Genomic DNA, 17,110 nt, shown 5'->3' on the forward strand with positions numbered 1-17,110 from the left:
GTGGATAATCCACTAGTTTAATGTGATGAGTGAATTCGATGAGTCAGCAAGTGGGAGAAAATATGAATACAACATTAGATCCGGTACTATTACGTAGTTTAGTCGCGGTTGTTGATACCGGAAGTTTTACTCGTGCCGCCGACAGTACCCATTTAACTCAATCGACAATTAGCCAACAGATCCGCAAGCTCGAAACGCAACTTGATTGTGAACTATTAGTACGCAAAAAGCGCTACGCGACACCTACTATTGAAGGTGAACGTATTGTGAGCCATGCTCGTCGAATTCTTACTATGATGGAAGAAGCGATTGCAGAAACTGTGAGTACGGCAGAGCAAAGGCCCATTAAACTAGGCGTGCCGGAAGATTTTGCCACCCATGAATTAGTTCCGACATTATCGTTATTTTCTCAAGCTTTTCCTGAGGTACGTTTGGAAGTAAAAAGCGGAATGTGTAGCGAAATTTGGACACAGTTTCAAAATAATGAATTGGATTTAGCTCTCGTCAAACATCGCCTAGGCCAAGCTGAAGGGATCGCTAAATGGCAAGAGTCGTTAACTTGGATAGATGGTAAAGGGTTTAATAATTTACAAAAAGTTAGTGTACCACTGGTGGGCTTGCCAAGCACTGGGCTGTATCGCAGTGAAATGGCGCATACCTTTGATTCGCTAGGGAAACGTTGGAGAATGTCTTACATCACTAGTAGCCTATCTGGGGTAGGCTGTGCGGTAGAAGCTGGCCTTGGCATCTCATTACTACCTACACGTCTAGTGACACCGTTCCATCAAGTCTTAGATGCCAAAGATGGTTTGCCTGATGTACCACCGCTGGAGTTAATCTTACATGCTCAAAAGCAATTGAGTCAGCAAAGTAAGTTATTAGCGGACAAGTTAATCGAAGCTTGTGATGGGATTTATAGCCCTTGATAATTTGGGTCGCGATGACGCCCGGTCATAGAATGTGTGGTTACATCACATTTTTCTTATTTATTGTTAATTATAGAAATATCAGTGAATTAGGTTCATTTTGAATAGGTTCTTTAAAACACTATGAAAGTTTTTTAAAGATCAACGGTTTAATGTAAATGACAACTTTGCTATAAATGAGCTAAGAAAGGCAGGCTTTGTCTTTTCGATAGGCTGCGGGATGCAGCGATAAATATAATAATGATATGGATGTTTTATGAAAAAATTACTCCAAGCGGCTGTTCTTTCAGCTACTTTGTTTACGGCTACTTCAACGTTAGCTGATACCACCTTGCAAAATATTGCTAAATCAGGCGAGCTTCGTGTTTGTTTTGATGCTGGTTATATGCCTTTTGAAATGAAAGCTAAAAATGGTGAATTTATTGGCTTTGATGTTGATTTAGGCAAAATGCTCGCGAAAGCAATTGATGTGAAATTCACACCGGTGAACACGTCTTGGGATGGCATAATCCCAGCCCTTCTAACGAATAAATGTGATGTTATCATGGGCGGCATGACTATCACGGCTAAGCGTAATATGCAGGTTAACTTTACTCAACCTTACGTAGTGATTGGTCAAAGTGTTCTTCTAAACGCTAAGCATGCCGGTAGTATTACTAGCTACCGTGATCTGAATGACGAAAAATATACCATTGCGACTAAATTAGGTACTACAGGTATTATTGCAGCTGAGCGTTTCTTACCAAATGCTAAACAAAACAAGTTTGAAACGACTGCAGATGCCGCACTTGAAGTGTCTAATGGTAAAGCTGATGCCTTTATTTATGACCTACCATTTAATGCAATCTATACCGCGCAACATAAAGGCGAAGTGGTTCATTTAGATAAGCCATTTACTTTTGAACCTCTAGGCTTTGCGGTTCGTCAAGGCGATCCAGATTTCCTTAACTTTTTGAATAACTACTTAAATCAAATTAAAGGCGATGGTACTTACGATCGCATTTATGACAAATGGTTTAAGTCTGCTTCTTGGTTAGATAAAGTTCAGTAAAAAACTGCATAACAGCCAGAAATAGTGAACGCTATATTCTGGCTGTTTTGTATCTATCTTTTACGTTGTTATTCAAAGGATTACTATGCAGTCTAAACCCAATACGGTTTTTTGGAATCTTGTTTTTGTCGGCATCATTGCGGCGCTCTTTACTCTCATCTATTTATCCACGTCTAGAATTAATTACAATTGGAACTGGGAACGTGTCGTTCCCTATATCATTGATACTCAACCAGAGATCATCAATGCTCCTCTTGATGGTGATATTGTTAAAAACTCTGAAGGCATATTAATTCTACAATCGGTTTCCGGTGATGAGTTGATGGATTTATCGCAATTTAAAAATCTTAAAGTTGCAGAAGGCGACTTAGTGTTTGAAGGCGATACTCTGGCTGAAAAAAGCCAATGGAAACTGGGCACTTTAAGTAAAGGTGTGATTGTTACCATACAACTGTCTGTGATCTCACTAGTATTTGCGATTGTGATAGGGATGTTTCTTGCATTAATGAGGCTTTCTAGCAATATCGCATTACGCAAACTTGCTGTTAGTTATATTGAATTGATCCGTGGTACACCACTATTAGTTCAAATCTTTATTGTGTATTTCTTTATCGGCACTGTACTCGATCTTGATCGTTTCACTTCCGGTGTTGTAGCTCTCTCAATGTTTACGGCTTCGTATGTGGCTGAAATTATCCGTGCTGGTATTCAAGGCATCCACAAAGGTCAAATGGAAGCATCGCGTTCATTGGGGATGACCTATCCACAGTCAATGACGTATGTCATCCTGCCTCAAGCTTTTAAGCAAGTGCTTCCACCATTAGCAGGACAGTTTATTAATTTGATTAAAGACTCTTCTTTGGTATCCGTAATTGCCATTACTGATTTGACTAAAGCTGGTCGAGAAGTAGTAAGTGGTACCTTTGCACCGTTTGAGGTGTGGATCACTGTCGCTTTATTATATTTGCTGCTAACGGGTAGTTTATCTTGGGGTATTCAAGCATTAGAAAAGAGGTTATCAGTCAGTGATTAATTCTAATCCAAGCCATTCATCTCAGTCATCTTCGCCATCAACAGCGCAAGGTGAACCAATGATCGTGGCTGAAAAAATCAATAAAGTGTACCCAAATGGATGTCATGCATTAAAAAATGTTTCTGCAACCGTAAAGCGTGGCGAAGTGGTGGTGATTGTTGGGCCATCTGGCTCAGGGAAGTCCACATTTTTGCGTGCCATTAATCAGCTTGAGACGATTAGTGATGGCTCGATCGTGATTGATGGTGTCGATATGTACGCACGTTCAACTAATATTAATACCTTGCGTGAAAATGTCGGGATGGTATTTCAGAGTTTTAATTTGTTTCCACATAAAACTGCACTTGAAAACGTCATGCTAGCACCGATGGTTGTATCAAAGCGCAAACGTAAAGATGTTGAAGCGGATGCTAAAGAACTAATGGCTAAAGTTGGCCTTGCTGAACGTATGACTAATTACCCCAACCATTTATCAGGCGGACAACAACAACGTGTAGCCATTGCTCGTGCATTAGCGATGAACCCTCATATCATGTTGTTTGATGAACCAACTTCTGCGCTTGACCCTGAAATGGTAGGGGAAGTATTGGAGGTAATGAAAAGCTTAGCCAATGAAGGGATGACGATGGTAGTCGTGACTCACGAAATGGGCTTTGCTCGTGAAGTGGCTGATCGAGTGTTGTTCATGCAAGATGGTGAGTTATTGGTTGATGCTAGCCCGGATGACTTTTTCGATAATCCAGAGCATCCAAGATTACAGCAGTTTTTATCGATGTTGCTTTAATTATTGATGCTACTTTAAATACAAAGGTTATCGATTAAATAACACCATTGATAATAAATAGACCCCGAGTAGTTGAACAATTGAACTGACCCTCAATGTTGGTTGTTCAACTTTAAAGGGTCATTTCAATTTGTTTGGATATAACGTTACTTAACTTGCCATTCGATTTGCTCGTTCGCACGAATTGGCACAACAACGTCTTCACCAAACGGCATGGTTGCCGGAACATTCCAGCTCGATTTTTCAAGCGTGATATTATCGGTATTACGAGCAATGCCGTAAAAATCAGGGCCATTGTGGCTGGCAAATGCTTCTAAGTTTTCTAGCTTGCCTTCTTTATCAAATACTTCAGCATATAGTTCAACCGCAGCATGAGCGGTGTAAGAGCCAGCACAGCCACAAGCGGTTTCTTTCCTACCTTGTGCGTGTGGCGCAGAATCTGTTCCTAAGAAGAACTTTTTCGATCCAGAAGTGGCCGCTTCAATTAAGGCTTGTTGATGAGTACCACGCTTTAAAATGGGTAAGCAATAGAAGTGGGGACGAATACCACCAACTAACATATGGTTGCGGTTAAATAATAAGTGATGAGCGGTGATGGTCGCTGCGACGTGATCTCCTGCCTTTCTAACAAATTCAACTGCTTCACGAGTAGTGATGTGCTCTAACACGATTTTAAGGTGTGGGAAGTCATTAACGATTGGTGCAAGTACGGTGTCTAAAAATGTCTTTTCACGGTCGAAGATATCAACATCGTGAGTGGTCACTTCGCCGTGGATCAACAGCAACATGCCAATTTCTGCCATCGCTTCTAATACAGGGTAGATTTTCTTGGCATCGGTTACCCCAGAATCGGAGTTAGTAGTCGCTCCAGCGGGGTAAAGTTTACAGGCGACAACTTTGCCAGAGGCATGAGCTTCACGAATATCTTCAGGAGTCGTGTTGTCAGTAAGATAGAGTGCCATTAACGGCTCAAATGTGTCGCTGTGGTTATGTGCCATGATACGTTTGCGATAATCAAGCGCCATTTGTAGGTTGGTTACAGGTGGAACAGTATTTGGCATGATTAACGCACGACCATTGTAGCGGCTAATGTCTTTCACGGTATTGGCTAGTGCGTCACCATCGCGTAAGTGAACATGCCAATCATCCGGGCGTGTAATGGTCAAAGTTGTCATGGTTTCCCACCTCATCAATCAGTTGCAATTAAAAAAAGCAAACGCTTTCGTGTGGGGCGAAATAATAGACTAACTACCCCTATTTTTCATCTTATTTTCTTCATTTATCTCTTATCGAGACAAGGTCAAGTCTGATACTCTTATTGAAAATAAAATCAATAAGGGAAGAGAGGATGAGCCAGTCGGAGTGCAGGCAATCAGAATTAGAGAAAAAACTCGCCAAAATAGAAGCCACATTAGGATTAGAGCCAATGCAAGATGCAATATTAGATACTATTAATGTTTATCCAGTTAAGTCTATTACTGGTGTTGAGCTGTCATCAGCATGGGTTGAAAAACAAGGTCTAAGCTTTGACCGTCGCTTTATGGTGGCAGATTCGACCGGTCGTATGGTGACGGCACGAGAGCATCACCAAATGGTTCGAATAAAAGCAGCACTGCATCCATGTGGGTTGGTACTTACTTACCCAGAAGCGAAAGAGCCACTGGTTCTGCGTTTTGATGAATTCGATATGGCAGAAGTAGAATGCACCGTTTGGTCAGACACTTTTTCTTCTTATAGCACTCACGAAAAAGCCAATCAGTGGTTTAGCTTTATTATTGGTAAACCGGTTCAACTACTGTTTACTGGTGAACAATCCAATCGCCAACGTGAAAAAATTCAAACCAATGTTAGCTTTGCCGATGGTTATCCATTATTGCTGATCAGCCAGGCTTCTCTTGATGAATTAAATGAACGTGGCCCCGTGCAACATTCGATGGCGCAATTTCGCCCTAATATTGTGGTTTCTGATACCGAAGCGTTTGCTGAAGATGGTTGGAAACGCATTCGAATTGGCGAAGTCGAGTTTGAAATCGTCAAACCTTGCATGCGTTGCGTGTTGACTACCGTGAATCCAAAAACAGCCATGCGCAGCGAAAAGAACGAGCCGCTTAATACCTTATCTAAATTCCGTGCAGATGAAGCGGGTGGTATTTTCTTTGGTCAAAATGTAGTCGCTAAAAATGAAGGTATGATCCGCGCAGGTGATGTGGTTGAAGTACTAGAAACCAAACAAAAAGAATTCTATGTCGATACCAGTCAAGATGCGGTTGAAGTAGAGCCGGTTAAAAAAGTGACTATTAGTATTGATGGCAATTTATTTGAAGGGGATAACCAATCGACCTTACTAGAACAAGCTGAAAAAGCCGGAGTTCCCGTTGCAAACAGCTGCCGTTCTGGTTTTTGTGGCAGCTGCAAAATGACACTGGAATCTGGCAAGGTAGATCAGCCTGACATGCCAGCATTATTTCCTGGGGAAATTGATGAAGGTAAAGTGTTGGCTTGTTGCTGTGTACCTAAATCCGATGTTGAACTAGTAAGTTAATTCCTCATTATCTATACCCTAGTGACTTCAAGATGCAGAATTCAGAGCTATCATCCAGACCTTTAGGCAAGGAAGATTGGCGAAGGAATGTAGCTACCTTTCAAACCAATCTGACGATACATAAAGGTTTTAACTTGCTGAAACTCGCACCTTGAAGTTACTGGGTATACGTTTTATATAAAAGTGAGCGGTTTATGACCCGACCAGATATTAAGTTTATTGCCTCTGATATGGATGGCACCTTGTTGGATGAAAACAGCCAACTAGACCCTAAGTTTTATGAAATGTACGAAAAGCTAGAAGCTAACGGAATCATGTTTGCCGCGGCTTCTGGCCGTCAGTATTACAGCTTAGTGGAAACCTTTGCACCATTAAAAGATCATATGTATTTCATTGCTGAGAATGGCACTTTAGTGATGCATAAAGAACAAGAGTTGTATAGTTGCATTATCGAACGTTCTGAAATTGAAGTAATTGTTCAAGCAGCCCGGAGTATTGATGGTGCACATTTAGTATTATGCGGTAAACGTTCTGCCTATATTGAAACTCAAGATCCGCAAGCTTTAAAAGAGTTCGCCAAATATTACCACCGCCGTGAATCAGTAGAAGATGTCTTAACGGTAGACGATGACTTTATTAAAGTTGCTATTTGTCATTTTGATGGTACTGAAGAATTAGTATTTCCAACTATCGATAAGCATTTTGGTGAAACTCATCAAGTTGTGGTTAGCGGCAAAATTTGGTTGGATGTGATGAATGCTGAGGCTTCAAAAGGAGCAGCGATAAAACATCTGCAAAACACACTTGGTTTTACTTATGAGCAAACTATGAGCTTTGGTGATTACTTCAATGATGTGGAAATGCTGAAAGAAAGTTATTATTCGTATGCGATGAAAAATGCTCACCCTGAAGTCAAAAAGCTAGCTCGCTTTATTGCGCCGAGTAATCAAGAAGCCGGTGTGTTGAAAGTAATTAATCAATTGCTGCCGTAGGGTTTTTGAATAAGTGTAAACAAAAGGACTCATTGTTAGCCCTCTTGTTTTTTATTTTACGGTTGCGTTTCTTTAGGGCCAACAAACGCGCTGTAAGGTGAGCAGATGAGGGGATAAATAAAATCAGAGACCCATTGGATTTTTAATCAATGGGTCTCTCAGTAGGCTTAAATGTAGCGATAGTTATTTGTTAGCTAACTCTTTACGAATGATTTCTGCACCAGCATGCAATGCTTGTAATTTTTCTCTTGCGACGTGTCTAGATAGTGGTGCCATACCACAATTGGTACAAGGGTATAATTTGTCGGCATCAACATATTGAAGCGCTTTTCTTAATGTGTCGGCTATTTCTTCCGGTGTTTCAATGTTGTCTGTCGCGACATCAATTGCCCCAACCATAACTTTCTTGCCACGGATTAATTCCAGTAGCTCAATTGGCACGTGAGAGTTGTGGCATTCTAAAGAAATAATATCGATATTAGATTGCTGCAATTTAGGGAACACTTCTTCGTATTGTCGCCATTCGGTACCGAGTGTTTTTTTCCAATCAGTGTTAGCTTTAATGCCATAGCCGTAACAAATATGCACCGCTGTTTCACATTTCAACCCTTCGATTGCGCGCTCTAAACAAGCAATACCCCAGTCGTTTACTTCATCAAAAAAGACGTTAAATGCAGGCTCGTCAAACTGGATAATATCTACGCCAGCAGCTTCTAATTCTTTTGCCTCTTCATTGAGAATTTTAGCGAACTCCCAAGCCAACTTCTCTCGGCTTTGATAATGAGCATCATAGAGGGTATCAATCATAGTCATTGGGCCAGGTAGCGCCCATTTTATCGGTTGGTCAGTTTGCTGGCGTAAGAATTTTGCATCTTCTACGAAAACTGACTTTTGGCGAGAAACCGGGCCAACAACGCTGGGTACACTGGCTTCATAGCGGTCTCTGATTTTTACGGTTTTACGATTTTGAAAATCTACACCATTAAGATGTTCGATAAAGGTAGTGACAAAGTGTTGTCGTGTTTGTTCGCCATCGCTGACAATATCCACTCCTGCCGATTGTTGTTCTTGTAGTGATACGCGTAGAGCATCTTGTTTACCGTTGATGAGTTCTTCCCCTTGTAACTTCCAAGGAGACCATAAGGTTTCAGGTTCTGCCAGCCATGTTGGCTTCGGTAAGCTGCCCGCGGTTGATGTTGGTAATAGTATTTTCATAATTAATTCCTTGGGTATACAGCTGAAACTGCAGCTTTGTTGACTGCAATGCCAATTATTTTGGGTATAAAACCTTGTTAATTTAAAGCGTGCAGTTGTTTGACCACTGTTCTAATAGAGAGTGATATGGCTTGATGAAATTCTCATGAGTGAATTTACCCTGTTCTTTAGCAAGCTGGCTACGCTCTTCACGGTCATAAATAATTTGTGTCAGTGAATGATCTTCGTTTTTTAAATTAGGTTGGTAACTCGTACCAGCGACTGCATTGGCGTTATAAATTTCAGGGCGATAGATTTTTTGGAAAGTTTCCATGGTGCTGATGGTGCCTATTAGCTCTAAATTGCTGTAGTCATTGAGTAAATCACCAAAGAAATAGAAAGCCAGTGGGGCAACAGTATTAGGTGGCATAAAGTAGCGTACTTGCAGACCCATCTTCTTGAAGTATTGTTCGGTTAATGAAGACTCATTAGGTTGATATTCAAAGCCTAAAATAGGGTGCTGATTTCCGCTTCGCTTATATACTTTATTGTCAGAAACACTTAGACAGATTACCGGTGATTTGTGAAAGTTTTCTTTGTATGTTTCTGAATTTACAAAGCTCTTAAATATATTGCCATGCAGCTGACCAAAGTTGTCTGGGATACTAAACTGAGCCTGGTTTTTGTTATGTTCGAGTAGTAATACGCTAAAATCATAATCTCTTACATAAGAAGAAAAGTTATTTCCTACAATCCCTTCAATGCGTTGCTTGGTTTTGTTATCAACGATGTGTGTTTGCAAAACTTCAATTGATGGGAAAGTGTGTCCATTACCTTCTAAATCAATATCAACCGATACGATATCAATCTCAACAGAATAACGGTCGTGAGTTGGGTTATCCCAGTTTGCGAGCGCGTTAAAGCGGTTGTTCATCATTTTGAGTGCATTACGCAAATTACTTTCGCGGCTTTCACCACGTGCCAAGTTGGCAAAATTTGTGGTAATACGAGTATTGTCTGAAGGGCGATAGTTTTCATCAAAGCGAATACGACTAATTTTGAAGTTGAAGTCTTTGTTCATAACATTTACATCCATTTATTAGAGTCTGCATTCATTGATTGCACACATGGCTTGAGGCCGAAAATTGATAAGCGATATGGTTGTTATACTGATATGTGTGTATGAAAGAAAATGGGATAACTTAATATTGATCATGAATGAATTTCATGTTGGTGGAATGGGTGTATAAAAACAAGATAAACAAAAATCCCCAACTCAATGAGCTGGGGATTTCATCATCTTAGATTAGGATTTCTTTGCCTTATTTAAGGGCTTATTTCAGGTCAAAGCGATCCAGTTCCATTACTTTAGTCCAAGTTTTCACGAAGTCTTTTACGAACTTCTCTTTAGCGTCAGAGCAAGCGTAAACTTCTACCACTGCACGTAGCTGAGAGTTTGAACCGAAGACAAGGTCAGCACGGGTGGCTTTCCATTTCACTTCACCAGACTTACGATCAGTACCTTGGTACAGTTTTTTATCGTCGCCTGTGGCTTTCCACTCTGTTGACATGTCAAGCAAGTTCACGAAGAAGTCATTGCTTAATGTTTCTTCTTTATCGGTAAACACGCCGTACTCGGTTTGACCGTAGTTGGTGCCTAGAACACGCAGACCACCGATAAGTACCGTCATTTCTGGCGCGCTTAGAGTAAGAAGTTGTGCTTTGTCGATTAACTGGAACTCAGCAGGGGCTTTAGTTTTACCGCTGTCGTAGTTGCGGAAACCATCGGCAATTGGGTTCAAGTATTCGAATGATTCCACTTCAGTTTGCTCTTGAGTGGCATCGGCACGGCCTGCGTGGAACGGTACTTCAACGGTTACACCAGCATTTTTCGCTGCTTGTTCTACGGCAACGTTACCGGCGAGAACAATCAAATCAGCCAGAGATACTTGTTTACCACCGGTTGTTGTTTGGTTGAATTGCTCTTGAACTTCTTCCAGTTTAGCGAGCACTTTAGCCAGTTGTTCCGGTTGGTTCACTTCCCAATCTTTTTGCGGAGCAAGACGGATACGAGCACCGTTTACACCACCACGCATGTCTGAGCCACGGAAGCTAGATGCTGCTGCCCAAGCCGTGCTTGCAAGCTCAGAAATCGATAGGCCAGATGCTAGAACTTGTTTTTTCAGATCTGCTTCATCGGCTTTATCAATCAGAGGGTGTTTTACTTCTGGGATTGGATCTTGCCAAATCAAATCTTCTGCTGGTACTTCTTGGCCTAAGTAACGTGCTTTTGGCCCCATGTCGCGGTGCGTTAGTTTAAACCATGCACGAGCAAATGCTTCTTGGAATTCAAGAGGGTTGGCTAGGAAGCGACGTGAGATTTTTTCATACTCAGGATCGAAGCGTAGCGACAAGTCAGTGGTTAGCATAGTTGGTTTATGCTTTTTACCGGCTTCAAATGCATCTGGAACACTCGCATCATCGGTTTTTGCAACCCATTGCCATGCACCTGCAGGGCTTTTCACAAGATCCCATTCATATTTGAATAGGTTATCTAGGAAGTAGTAGCTCCATTTAGTTGGTGTCTGAGTCCAAGTTACTTCAAGGCCAGAACCAATGGCATCACCAGCGACACCGGTACCAAATTTGTTGTGCCAACCAAAGCCTTGTGCTTCGATATCGGCCGCTTCTGGATCCGCACCGACATTCGCTGCATCGCCTGCACCGTGTGTTTTACCGAAGGTGTGACCACCTGCGATAAGCGCAACGGTTTCTTCATCGTCCATTGCCATACGAGCAAAAGTATCGCGGATGTCTTTAGCGGCAAGTAACGGATCGGGTTTACCGCCTGGCCCTTCTGGATTCACGTAGATCAAACCCATTTGTACTGCTGCAAGTGGATCGTCTAGATCACGGTCGCCAGTGTAGCGTTTGTCATCTTCAAGCCATGTAGTTTCTTGGCCCCAGTATACGTCTTGCTCTGGTTCCCAAACGTCTTTACGACCGCCAGCAAAGCCAAAGGTTTTAAAGCCCATTGATTCTAGTGCAACGTTACCCGTTAGGATAAATAAGTCAGCCCAAGAGATTTTTTTGCCATATTTTTGCTTGATAGGCCAAATCAGACGACGAGCTTTATCAAGGTTAACGTTATCTGGCCAGCTATTGAGAGGCGCAAAACGTTGTTGACCCGTACCGCCGCCGCCGCGACCATCTTGTACGCGGTAAGTACCTGCACTATGCCACGCCATACGAATGAATAATGGACCATAATGGCCGAAGTCAGCTGGCCACCAATCTTGAGAATCGGTCATTAAGTCGTGCAGGTCTTTTTTAACAGCCTTAAGGTCTAGGCTTAGAAATTCTTTTTCATAATCAAAATCTGGATCCATAGGGTCAGATTTTTGGCCTTGTTGATGAAGGATTGAAAGGTCAAGTTGGTTAGGCCACCAATCTTTATTTTGAGTTCCTGTTGCAGCTGTGTTGCCACTGTTGTGAAACGGGCATTTTGATTCACTAGACATAGTGTGTCTCCCTGTGGGGTTTAATTGTAATAACGTTTTGTTAACTAAAAACTTACGCCAAATAACAGAACCTGACTAATCGATATTACCGATTCTATTAATAGGTATTTCCTTATTAATTCAAAGGTTAAATGAGTACAGCTTTTTTATTTGTGATATTGGTTATTGATGTTGGTATAAATTAGCTACAATAGGGCATCTATTTCACATTTTGAGAAACTGAATGTCATTTTCAACATTAGAATTAAGCCCTTTGATCCAGCAAGCGGTTGCTGAGCAAGGTTACGAGCAAGCAACCGAAATACAACGTAAAGCAATTCCTATCATTCTCGATGGACAAAACTTAATCGCTGCTGCCCAAACCGGTACCGGTAAAACCGCCAGTTTTGTATTGCCAATATTACAGCGATTAAGTGCAGGTCAAACTCAGCGTAAAAAACGTATTCGAGCTTTAATTCTAGTGCCTACTCGCGAACTTGCTATCCAAGTTGATGAAAATATAAAAGCTTATGGTAAGCATTTGAATCTTAAATCAATGGCGATGTTCGGCGGGGTAGATTACGCACCACAGAAACAAGCGTTAATCGATGGAGTAGATATTCTGGTAGCAACCCCAGGCCGTTTGATCGATTTATACGGTCAGCATTCTGTGCATTTTGATGAAGTGGAAATGTTGGTGTTAGATGAAGCTGATCGCATGTTAGACATGGGCTTTATTGAAGATATTAATAAGATCTTAGCGCGCCTACCGGAAAACATTCAGAACTTGTTATTTTCGGCAACGCTTTCTAACCCTGTGCGAGAGTTAGCCCGCACGGCAATTAGCGATCCTGAAGAAATCGTGATTGCGAAACATCAAGCATCGAAAGACTCGATTAACCAGTATCTAATTACGGTTGATAAAGATAGAAAGTCAGCCTTGTTGAGTTATTTATTGACTGAGCGAGATTGGTCTCAAGTATTGATATTTATCGGTACCAAACATGGTGCGGCAAAGTTAGTTTCTCAATTAGAAAAACGTGGCATTGCAGCAGAAGCTATCCACAGTGGTCGTAATCAAGCATCTCGCGCGCGAGTATTAGAAGAGTTTAAACAAGGTAAAGTGAAATATTTAGTGGCGACAGGTGTTGCGGCGCGTGGTATTGATATCGAGGATCTACCGTGTGTGATTAACTACGATATGCCGTTCCCCGCCGATGAGTATGTACACCGAATTGGCCGTACTGGCCGCGCAGGCGCCAAAGGCGAGGCGGTATCATTGGTCTCTCGTGATGACTTTAAAAACCTATGTATGATTGAAAGTCGCCTTGGGCATTTGATTAAACGTCAAACGGTGGAAGGCTTTACGCCAAACAAAGAAGTGCCGATTTCTATTTTAAATTATGTGCCTAAGCATAAGCGTGAGAATCGTAAGGAAAATTAAAATATAAATAACCTCAGCTGCGGATAACTAGAAGTCACTCAATACAGCACTTTAGGCGTCTAACTTCGTTAAAATCAACGCAATAGGCCAGCTATTGACTTATGATTTTGCCTTGTTATCCATCCCAAATTGCAGCATTGAGAGAAAGTCATCAATCCTAGATGCCTGACAGATATTTTTATCTTTTGTATATCAGTGAGTTACTTGGGTATATTATTGTGACACTCTTATCCGAAGCTGAGGTTAAATACTTCTGGTTTATTTGAAGCGTTTATATTTACAGTAAGTGATATCATCAGCTGTCGAGTACTGATTTCTTCATTTTAAAATTGGTCAGTACTTGTTCTCTCACTTCAACTTCTTGTTTTTTCTCGACTACAAATCCCAATCGCTCAAAAAACGGTTTTGCTGTTTTGCTGACATGAGAATACAGCGTATGGATATTTCGTTGCTTAGCAAGCTCTAAAATAGATTGCATCAGTGCTTTTCCCACACCACAACCTTGATACTGATGATGGCAGAAGAAATGATCAATCAGCCCGTCAGATTGCAAATCGGCATAACCAACAATCTTCCCATCTATCTCTGCAACCAAGGGGTTGAGTGTTTGCATATGCTGGGCCCAAACTTGCTCGTCATAATCACTCGGTGCCCATGCCGTAACTTGCGCTTGAGTGTAATCTTTGGTGTTAACCAGCCTAACGGTGTTGAAAAACAACTGACGTAAGATTTGGGCATCACTGACTTGATAGTGTCGAATATGGATGGTGGCGTTATTTATTTTGTTCATTGACTAAAACCCTTCTACCGTTTCTCTAGCTAATCGGGCTTCGACTAACGTGCAATGGGTCTTTTCCATTAATTCACTTAACGTGATATCTGGTTGCTGCTTAATTAAGGTGGCTAATTGCTCGGCTTTCGAATCAAGCTTGTCATCTGGCTGAGCTAAGCCTTGTTGCAGCTTGCTGATCAGGTATTGGAACTTTAGCTCCGATTCATGCTGAAGCGTGTTTTGAAAGGTTTGCAGGTTGTCTCTTTCACCAATGATTTGCCAATTGCGTGAACGGCGGATGCGTTTTAATTCACAACCTAGGTGATGCGCTAATTGTTTGGCTTGCGCGTTATGGTCTCCACCGATGCGATGGATCAGTGACGGCAGGGCAATGATGATGTGGTTTGGATTAACTTTCGCTTTCGCCATAAGTGTTTGTATTTATATTCATTCAGATGTCGTTGGGATGATACTTAGTTTTGCGCCCGCCTGAGTCACAGGTTTGCTGTCTTCTGGATTATACAGCGCGCAGCTATCTAATGATAAACAACCGCAATTAATGCAACTGCCGAGTTGAGTTTGCAGCGTTTGCAATTGCTGGATCTTTTGTGTCAGTTGTTGCTGCCAATGGTTGGCTAAGGTTTCCCATTCGTCTTTTTTCGGCGCGCGATGCTTGGGTAAATAAGCAAGCTGGTCTGCGATTTCTTGCAAAGTCAGGCCAACATTTTGCGCCGCTTTGATCACGGCAATCCGGCGCAGAATTTGCCTTGGGTAGCGTCGCTGGTTGCCTGCATTACGGCTACTGTAGATAAGCCCTTTTTGTTCATAAAAATGTAAGGTTGCCACGCTAATCCCAGCACGCTTCGCCACTTGGCCCACACTCATGTCCATGTTGAATATTCCTTCTTCTTGAAACCTCATTTTAACTTAAGGTATGCGGTATCACGAGGTTTATGGTTTAAGAGCTTTATGATTCACGATCTTTGTGTCGGATATGATTGAGCCATGTAGGCTTTGAGCGCTTGATTAAACACATTAACCTTGTGTTGTAGATATTTTCTATGGCTGTATACCACGTTAACTGGGTAAGCGCCGAAATCGTAATCTGGTAATAATTGACTGAGTTTTCCCGACTTTATATAAGGATCCACCGCAAAATCAGGGCTGATGGTAAGCAGATTGGCATTGGCCGCTAAGGTCGCTGAAGCAAGCGCATTATTGACCGAAATGGTCGCTTGGATCGGAAAGCTAAAAGTTTCGCCTTGTTTAAAGCATTGTCTGAGTTTGGGACCTTTGTAGTTGCTATCAAATACAGCTGGCAGGTTCGATAATTGATGCGGATGATTAGGCAAGCCATATTGCGCAATAAACTGAGGTGAGGCGCAGACTTTCAATGTCATGTGGCCAACCGATACCGCAATTAAATCAGAATCTTGTAGGTGGCCAATGCGAATCGCCAGATCGTAGCCTTCCGACACCAAATCCACAAAGCGATCATTGAGCACTACATCGATATTGAGATCCGGATGTTGCTTAATAAATTGCGCCACAAAAGGCATCAAAACACATTCGCCAAAAGTGGTCGGTGCGCTGATGCGTAATCGCCCCGCGACTTGTTGTTGATCGCTTTTTAGCCCAACTTCCACCATCGAAATATCATCTAAAATTCGTTTGGCTTGCTCGTAATAGGCTCGTCCGGCATCGGTGAGTTGTAACCCGCGGGTGGAACGGTGGATGAGCCGAACTTCTAACGCATTTTCAAGTTGAGAAACATGGGTACTCATTAATGCTTTGGTCCTGCCTAAATGCTGCGCAGCTGCGGTGTAAGAGCCTTTTTCTGCCACGAACACAAAGCTATTCATTACGTTCAATTTATCCATGAGCTGGGCCTTTTTATTACCACTGTTAAAAATATCTAAACAATGCGTTCATTATTAGTCGTATTGTCAATAAAACGCAATAGATGCAAACTTCATATTAATGAAGCGGAAACGGAAACATAATCAAGCTGAGCAGCGAATAGGCGCGTTAGTCACGATGGATTCCGGTGAACAAATCTAGGTAATGAGGAGCGGTTATGAAATTAGCACCAGTGATGTTTGTAGGACATGGTTCGCCAATGTTTGCCATTGAAGCTAGTCATGCCCGTGAATTACTAGATCAGCACCAAAGCGAATTTAACGCAGTAAAAGCGATTGTGGTGGTGTCGGCGCATTGGATGACCAACGGCTATACCGGCGTGACGTCTGATAATGCACCACAAACGATTCATGATTTTGGCGGCTTTCCAACTGAGTTATACCAATTGCAATATCCGGTGGCAGGCAATCCAAGTTTAGCGCTTGAGATTGAACAGCAGCTAGAGCAGGCCGGCTTTAACGTGCAGTTGCAGGCTGAGCGGGGCTTAGATCACGGCGCGTGGGTACCTTTAATGCATCTAGTGCCAAAGGCCGATATTCCGGTGATTCAAGTGTCGATCAATTCATACTCGAGCGGTGAAGATGTGTATCGATTAGGGCAAACCTTAAGTCAACTGCGTGAGCAAGGTGTGGCGATTATCGGTTCAGGTTCGATTACTCATAACTTAGGCGACATTGTGAGAGATTCAAATCAAGCCGCTGATTACGTAGTGAGGTTTGAACAATGGGTGCGTGAGCAAATGACTAACCGAGATGGTAAAGCATTAATGAGCGCGCCTCAGTTACAACAAGATTTTTTCCGCGCCCATCCAACACATGAGCATTATTTGCCTTTGCTGGTGGCATTAGGGGCAAGCCAAATAAATGATGACTTTTCTGTCTTGAAAGGCGGGATCCAGCATCACGCTTTATCAATGGAATCGTATTTGTGGCACTAGCTTCGATTGCTAACG

Annotated in this window: 16 protein-coding genes; 8 read left to right on the forward strand and 8 right to left on the reverse strand. The window is 42.1% G+C overall.

The genetic code is table 11. The features are described from left to right. Positions 1 to 62: 62 nt before the first annotated feature. The 4 genes from QQJ93_RS02875 (at position 63) to QQJ93_RS02890 (ending at position 3,794) form a co-directional block, all read left to right on the forward strand. A complete protein-coding gene (locus QQJ93_RS02875; protein ID WP_089123999.1) occupies positions 63 to 926 on the forward strand; it encodes a LysR family transcriptional regulator in 864 nt (287 codons plus the stop codon). A 256-nt stretch (positions 927 to 1,182) separates the two neighbouring features. Beyond that, positions 1,183 to 1,977 carry a transporter substrate-binding domain-containing protein gene (locus tag QQJ93_RS02880; RefSeq protein WP_089124000.1) on the forward strand — a complete coding sequence of 265 codons (795 nt, stop codon included), beginning with the start codon at positions 1,183 to 1,185 and terminating at the stop codon, positions 1,975 to 1,977. Positions 1,978 to 2,062: 85 nt separating this feature from the next. Then, the gene (locus QQJ93_RS02885; RefSeq protein ID WP_089124001.1) at positions 2,063 to 3,010 is read left to right on the forward strand and encodes an amino acid ABC transporter permease; all 948 of its coding nucleotides are present in this window, start codon (positions 2,063 to 2,065) and stop codon (positions 3,008 to 3,010) included. Between the two features lie 58 nt (positions 3,011 to 3,068). After that, positions 3,069 to 3,794: an amino acid ABC transporter ATP-binding protein gene (locus QQJ93_RS02890; RefSeq protein ID WP_089124532.1), complete on the forward strand. Its 726-nt coding sequence runs from the start codon at positions 3,069 to 3,071 to the stop codon at positions 3,792 to 3,794. Positions 3,795 to 3,940: 146 nt separating this feature from the next. Here QQJ93_RS02890 and pyrC read toward each other — a convergent pair whose 3' ends face one another. Continuing rightward, positions 3,941 to 4,969 carry a dihydroorotase gene (gene pyrC, locus QQJ93_RS02895; RefSeq protein ID WP_089124002.1) on the reverse strand — a complete coding sequence of 343 codons (1,029 nt, stop codon included), beginning with the start codon at positions 4,967 to 4,969 and terminating at the stop codon, positions 3,941 to 3,943. 251 nt (positions 4,970 to 5,220) lie between these two features. On the opposite strand from pyrC, the gene QQJ93_RS02900 reads away from it, so the two are divergent. Together QQJ93_RS02900 and QQJ93_RS02905 are read left to right on the forward strand one after the other, a co-directional pair. Then, positions 5,221 to 6,336 (forward strand): YcbX family protein, encoded by a 1,116-nt coding sequence (locus QQJ93_RS02900; RefSeq protein WP_089124533.1) that lies wholly within the window; start codon positions 5,221 to 5,223, stop codon positions 6,334 to 6,336. A gap of 194 nt (positions 6,337 to 6,530) precedes the next feature. Then, entirely contained in the window at positions 6,531 to 7,328 is a 798-nt protein-coding gene (locus QQJ93_RS02905) for a Cof-type HAD-IIB family hydrolase (protein WP_089124003.1), read from the forward strand. A 183-nt stretch (positions 7,329 to 7,511) separates the two neighbouring features. On the opposite strand, the gene QQJ93_RS02910 is transcribed toward QQJ93_RS02905, so the two are convergent. The 3 genes from QQJ93_RS02910 to katG all read right to left on the reverse strand — a co-directional run bounded on the left by QQJ93_RS02910 (position 7,512) and on the right by katG (position 12,043). Beyond that, entirely contained in the window at positions 7,512 to 8,543 is a 1,032-nt protein-coding gene (locus QQJ93_RS02910) for a methionine synthase (protein ID WP_089124004.1), read from the reverse strand. An 82-nt stretch (positions 8,544 to 8,625) separates the two neighbouring features. Beyond that, on the reverse strand, positions 8,626 to 9,603 hold the full coding sequence (locus tag QQJ93_RS02915; protein WP_089124005.1) for a DUF1852 domain-containing protein: 978 nt from the start codon (positions 9,601 to 9,603) through the stop codon (positions 8,626 to 8,628). Between the two features lie 253 nt (positions 9,604 to 9,856). Beyond that, positions 9,857 to 12,043: a catalase/peroxidase HPI gene (gene katG, locus QQJ93_RS02920; protein WP_089124006.1), complete on the reverse strand. Its 2,187-nt coding sequence runs from the start codon at positions 12,041 to 12,043 to the stop codon at positions 9,857 to 9,859. Between the two features lie 223 nt (positions 12,044 to 12,266). On the opposite strand from katG, the gene QQJ93_RS02925 reads away from it, so the two are divergent. Next, positions 12,267 to 13,466: a DEAD/DEAH box helicase gene (locus QQJ93_RS02925; protein ID WP_089124007.1), complete on the forward strand. Its 1,200-nt coding sequence runs from the start codon at positions 12,267 to 12,269 to the stop codon at positions 13,464 to 13,466. Positions 13,467 to 13,761: 295 nt separating this feature from the next. Here QQJ93_RS02925 and QQJ93_RS02930 read toward each other — a convergent pair whose 3' ends face one another. The 4 genes from QQJ93_RS02930 to QQJ93_RS02945 all read right to left on the reverse strand — a co-directional run bounded on the left by QQJ93_RS02930 (position 13,762) and on the right by QQJ93_RS02945 (position 16,118). Beyond that, on the reverse strand, positions 13,762 to 14,256 hold the full coding sequence (locus QQJ93_RS02930) for a GNAT family N-acetyltransferase (protein WP_089124008.1): 495 nt from the start codon (positions 14,254 to 14,256) through the stop codon (positions 13,762 to 13,764). A 3-nt stretch (positions 14,257 to 14,259) separates the two neighbouring features. After that, positions 14,260 to 14,667 (reverse strand): ribosome recycling factor family protein, encoded by a 408-nt coding sequence (locus QQJ93_RS02935; protein ID WP_089124009.1) that lies wholly within the window; start codon positions 14,665 to 14,667, stop codon positions 14,260 to 14,262. Positions 14,668 to 14,685: 18 nt separating this feature from the next. Further along, complete coding sequence (gene soxR / locus QQJ93_RS02940) at positions 14,686 to 15,129, reverse strand: redox-sensitive transcriptional activator SoxR (RefSeq protein WP_089124010.1); 444 nt, start codon at positions 15,127 to 15,129, stop codon at positions 14,686 to 14,688. A gap of 83 nt (positions 15,130 to 15,212) precedes the next feature. Further along, the gene (locus tag QQJ93_RS02945) at positions 15,213 to 16,118 is read right to left on the reverse strand and encodes a LysR family transcriptional regulator (protein WP_089124011.1); all 906 of its coding nucleotides are present in this window, start codon (positions 16,116 to 16,118) and stop codon (positions 15,213 to 15,215) included. Between the two features lie 197 nt (positions 16,119 to 16,315). Here QQJ93_RS02945 and QQJ93_RS02950 point away from each other — a divergent pair, with 197 nt between their 5' ends. Further along, entirely contained in the window at positions 16,316 to 17,095 is a 780-nt protein-coding gene (locus QQJ93_RS02950) for a DODA-type extradiol aromatic ring-opening family dioxygenase (RefSeq protein ID WP_089124012.1), read from the forward strand. Positions 17,096 to 17,110 lie beyond the last annotated feature (15 nt).

It is taken from the genome of Vibrio algivorus, from assembly GCF_030161215.1.
Taxonomy (GTDB): Bacteria; Pseudomonadota; Gammaproteobacteria; order Enterobacterales; family Vibrionaceae; genus Vibrio; species Vibrio algivorus.

What these genes read in the sequence shown, in the direction of transcription:
- QQJ93_RS02935 (WP_089124009.1), bottom strand. Translation starts at nt 14,667, where the DNA reads ATGGCGAAAGCGAAAGTTAATCCAAACCACATCATCATTGCCCTGCCG.
- QQJ93_RS02900 (WP_089124533.1), top strand. Translation starts at nt 5,221, where the DNA reads ATGCAAGATGCAATATTAGATACTATTAATGTTTATCCAGTTAAGTCT.
- QQJ93_RS02930 (WP_089124008.1), bottom strand. Translation starts at nt 14,256, where the DNA reads ATGAACAAAATAAATAACGCCACCATCCATATTCGACACTATCAAGTC.
- pyrC (WP_089124002.1), bottom strand. Translation starts at nt 4,969, where the DNA reads ATGACAACTTTGACCATTACACGCCCGGATGATTGGCATGTTCACTTA.
- QQJ93_RS02945 (WP_089124011.1), bottom strand. Translation starts at nt 16,118, where the DNA reads ATGGATAAATTGAACGTAATGAATAGCTTTGTGTTCGTGGCAGAAAAA.
- QQJ93_RS02880 (WP_089124000.1), top strand. Translation starts at nt 1,183, where the DNA reads ATGAAAAAATTACTCCAAGCGGCTGTTCTTTCAGCTACTTTGTTTACG.
- QQJ93_RS02925 (WP_089124007.1), top strand. Translation starts at nt 12,267, where the DNA reads ATGTCATTTTCAACATTAGAATTAAGCCCTTTGATCCAGCAAGCGGTT.
- QQJ93_RS02910 (WP_089124004.1), bottom strand. Translation starts at nt 8,543, where the DNA reads ATGAAAATACTATTACCAACATCAACCGCGGGCAGCTTACCGAAGCCA.
- katG (WP_089124006.1), bottom strand. Translation starts at nt 12,043, where the DNA reads ATGTCTAGTGAATCAAAATGCCCGTTTCACAACAGTGGCAACACAGCT.
- QQJ93_RS02885 (WP_089124001.1), top strand. Translation starts at nt 2,063, where the DNA reads ATGCAGTCTAAACCCAATACGGTTTTTTGGAATCTTGTTTTTGTCGGC.
- QQJ93_RS02890 (WP_089124532.1), top strand. Translation starts at nt 3,069, where the DNA reads ATGATCGTGGCTGAAAAAATCAATAAAGTGTACCCAAATGGATGTCAT.
- QQJ93_RS02875 (WP_089123999.1), top strand. Translation starts at nt 63, where the DNA reads ATGAATACAACATTAGATCCGGTACTATTACGTAGTTTAGTCGCGGTT.
- QQJ93_RS02905 (WP_089124003.1), top strand. Translation starts at nt 6,531, where the DNA reads ATGACCCGACCAGATATTAAGTTTATTGCCTCTGATATGGATGGCACC.
- QQJ93_RS02915 (WP_089124005.1), bottom strand. Translation starts at nt 9,603, where the DNA reads ATGAACAAAGACTTCAACTTCAAAATTAGTCGTATTCGCTTTGATGAA.
- soxR (WP_089124010.1), bottom strand. Translation starts at nt 15,129, where the DNA reads ATGGACATGAGTGTGGGCCAAGTGGCGAAGCGTGCTGGGATTAGCGTG.
- QQJ93_RS02950 (WP_089124012.1), top strand. Translation starts at nt 16,316, where the DNA reads ATGAAATTAGCACCAGTGATGTTTGTAGGACATGGTTCGCCAATGTTT.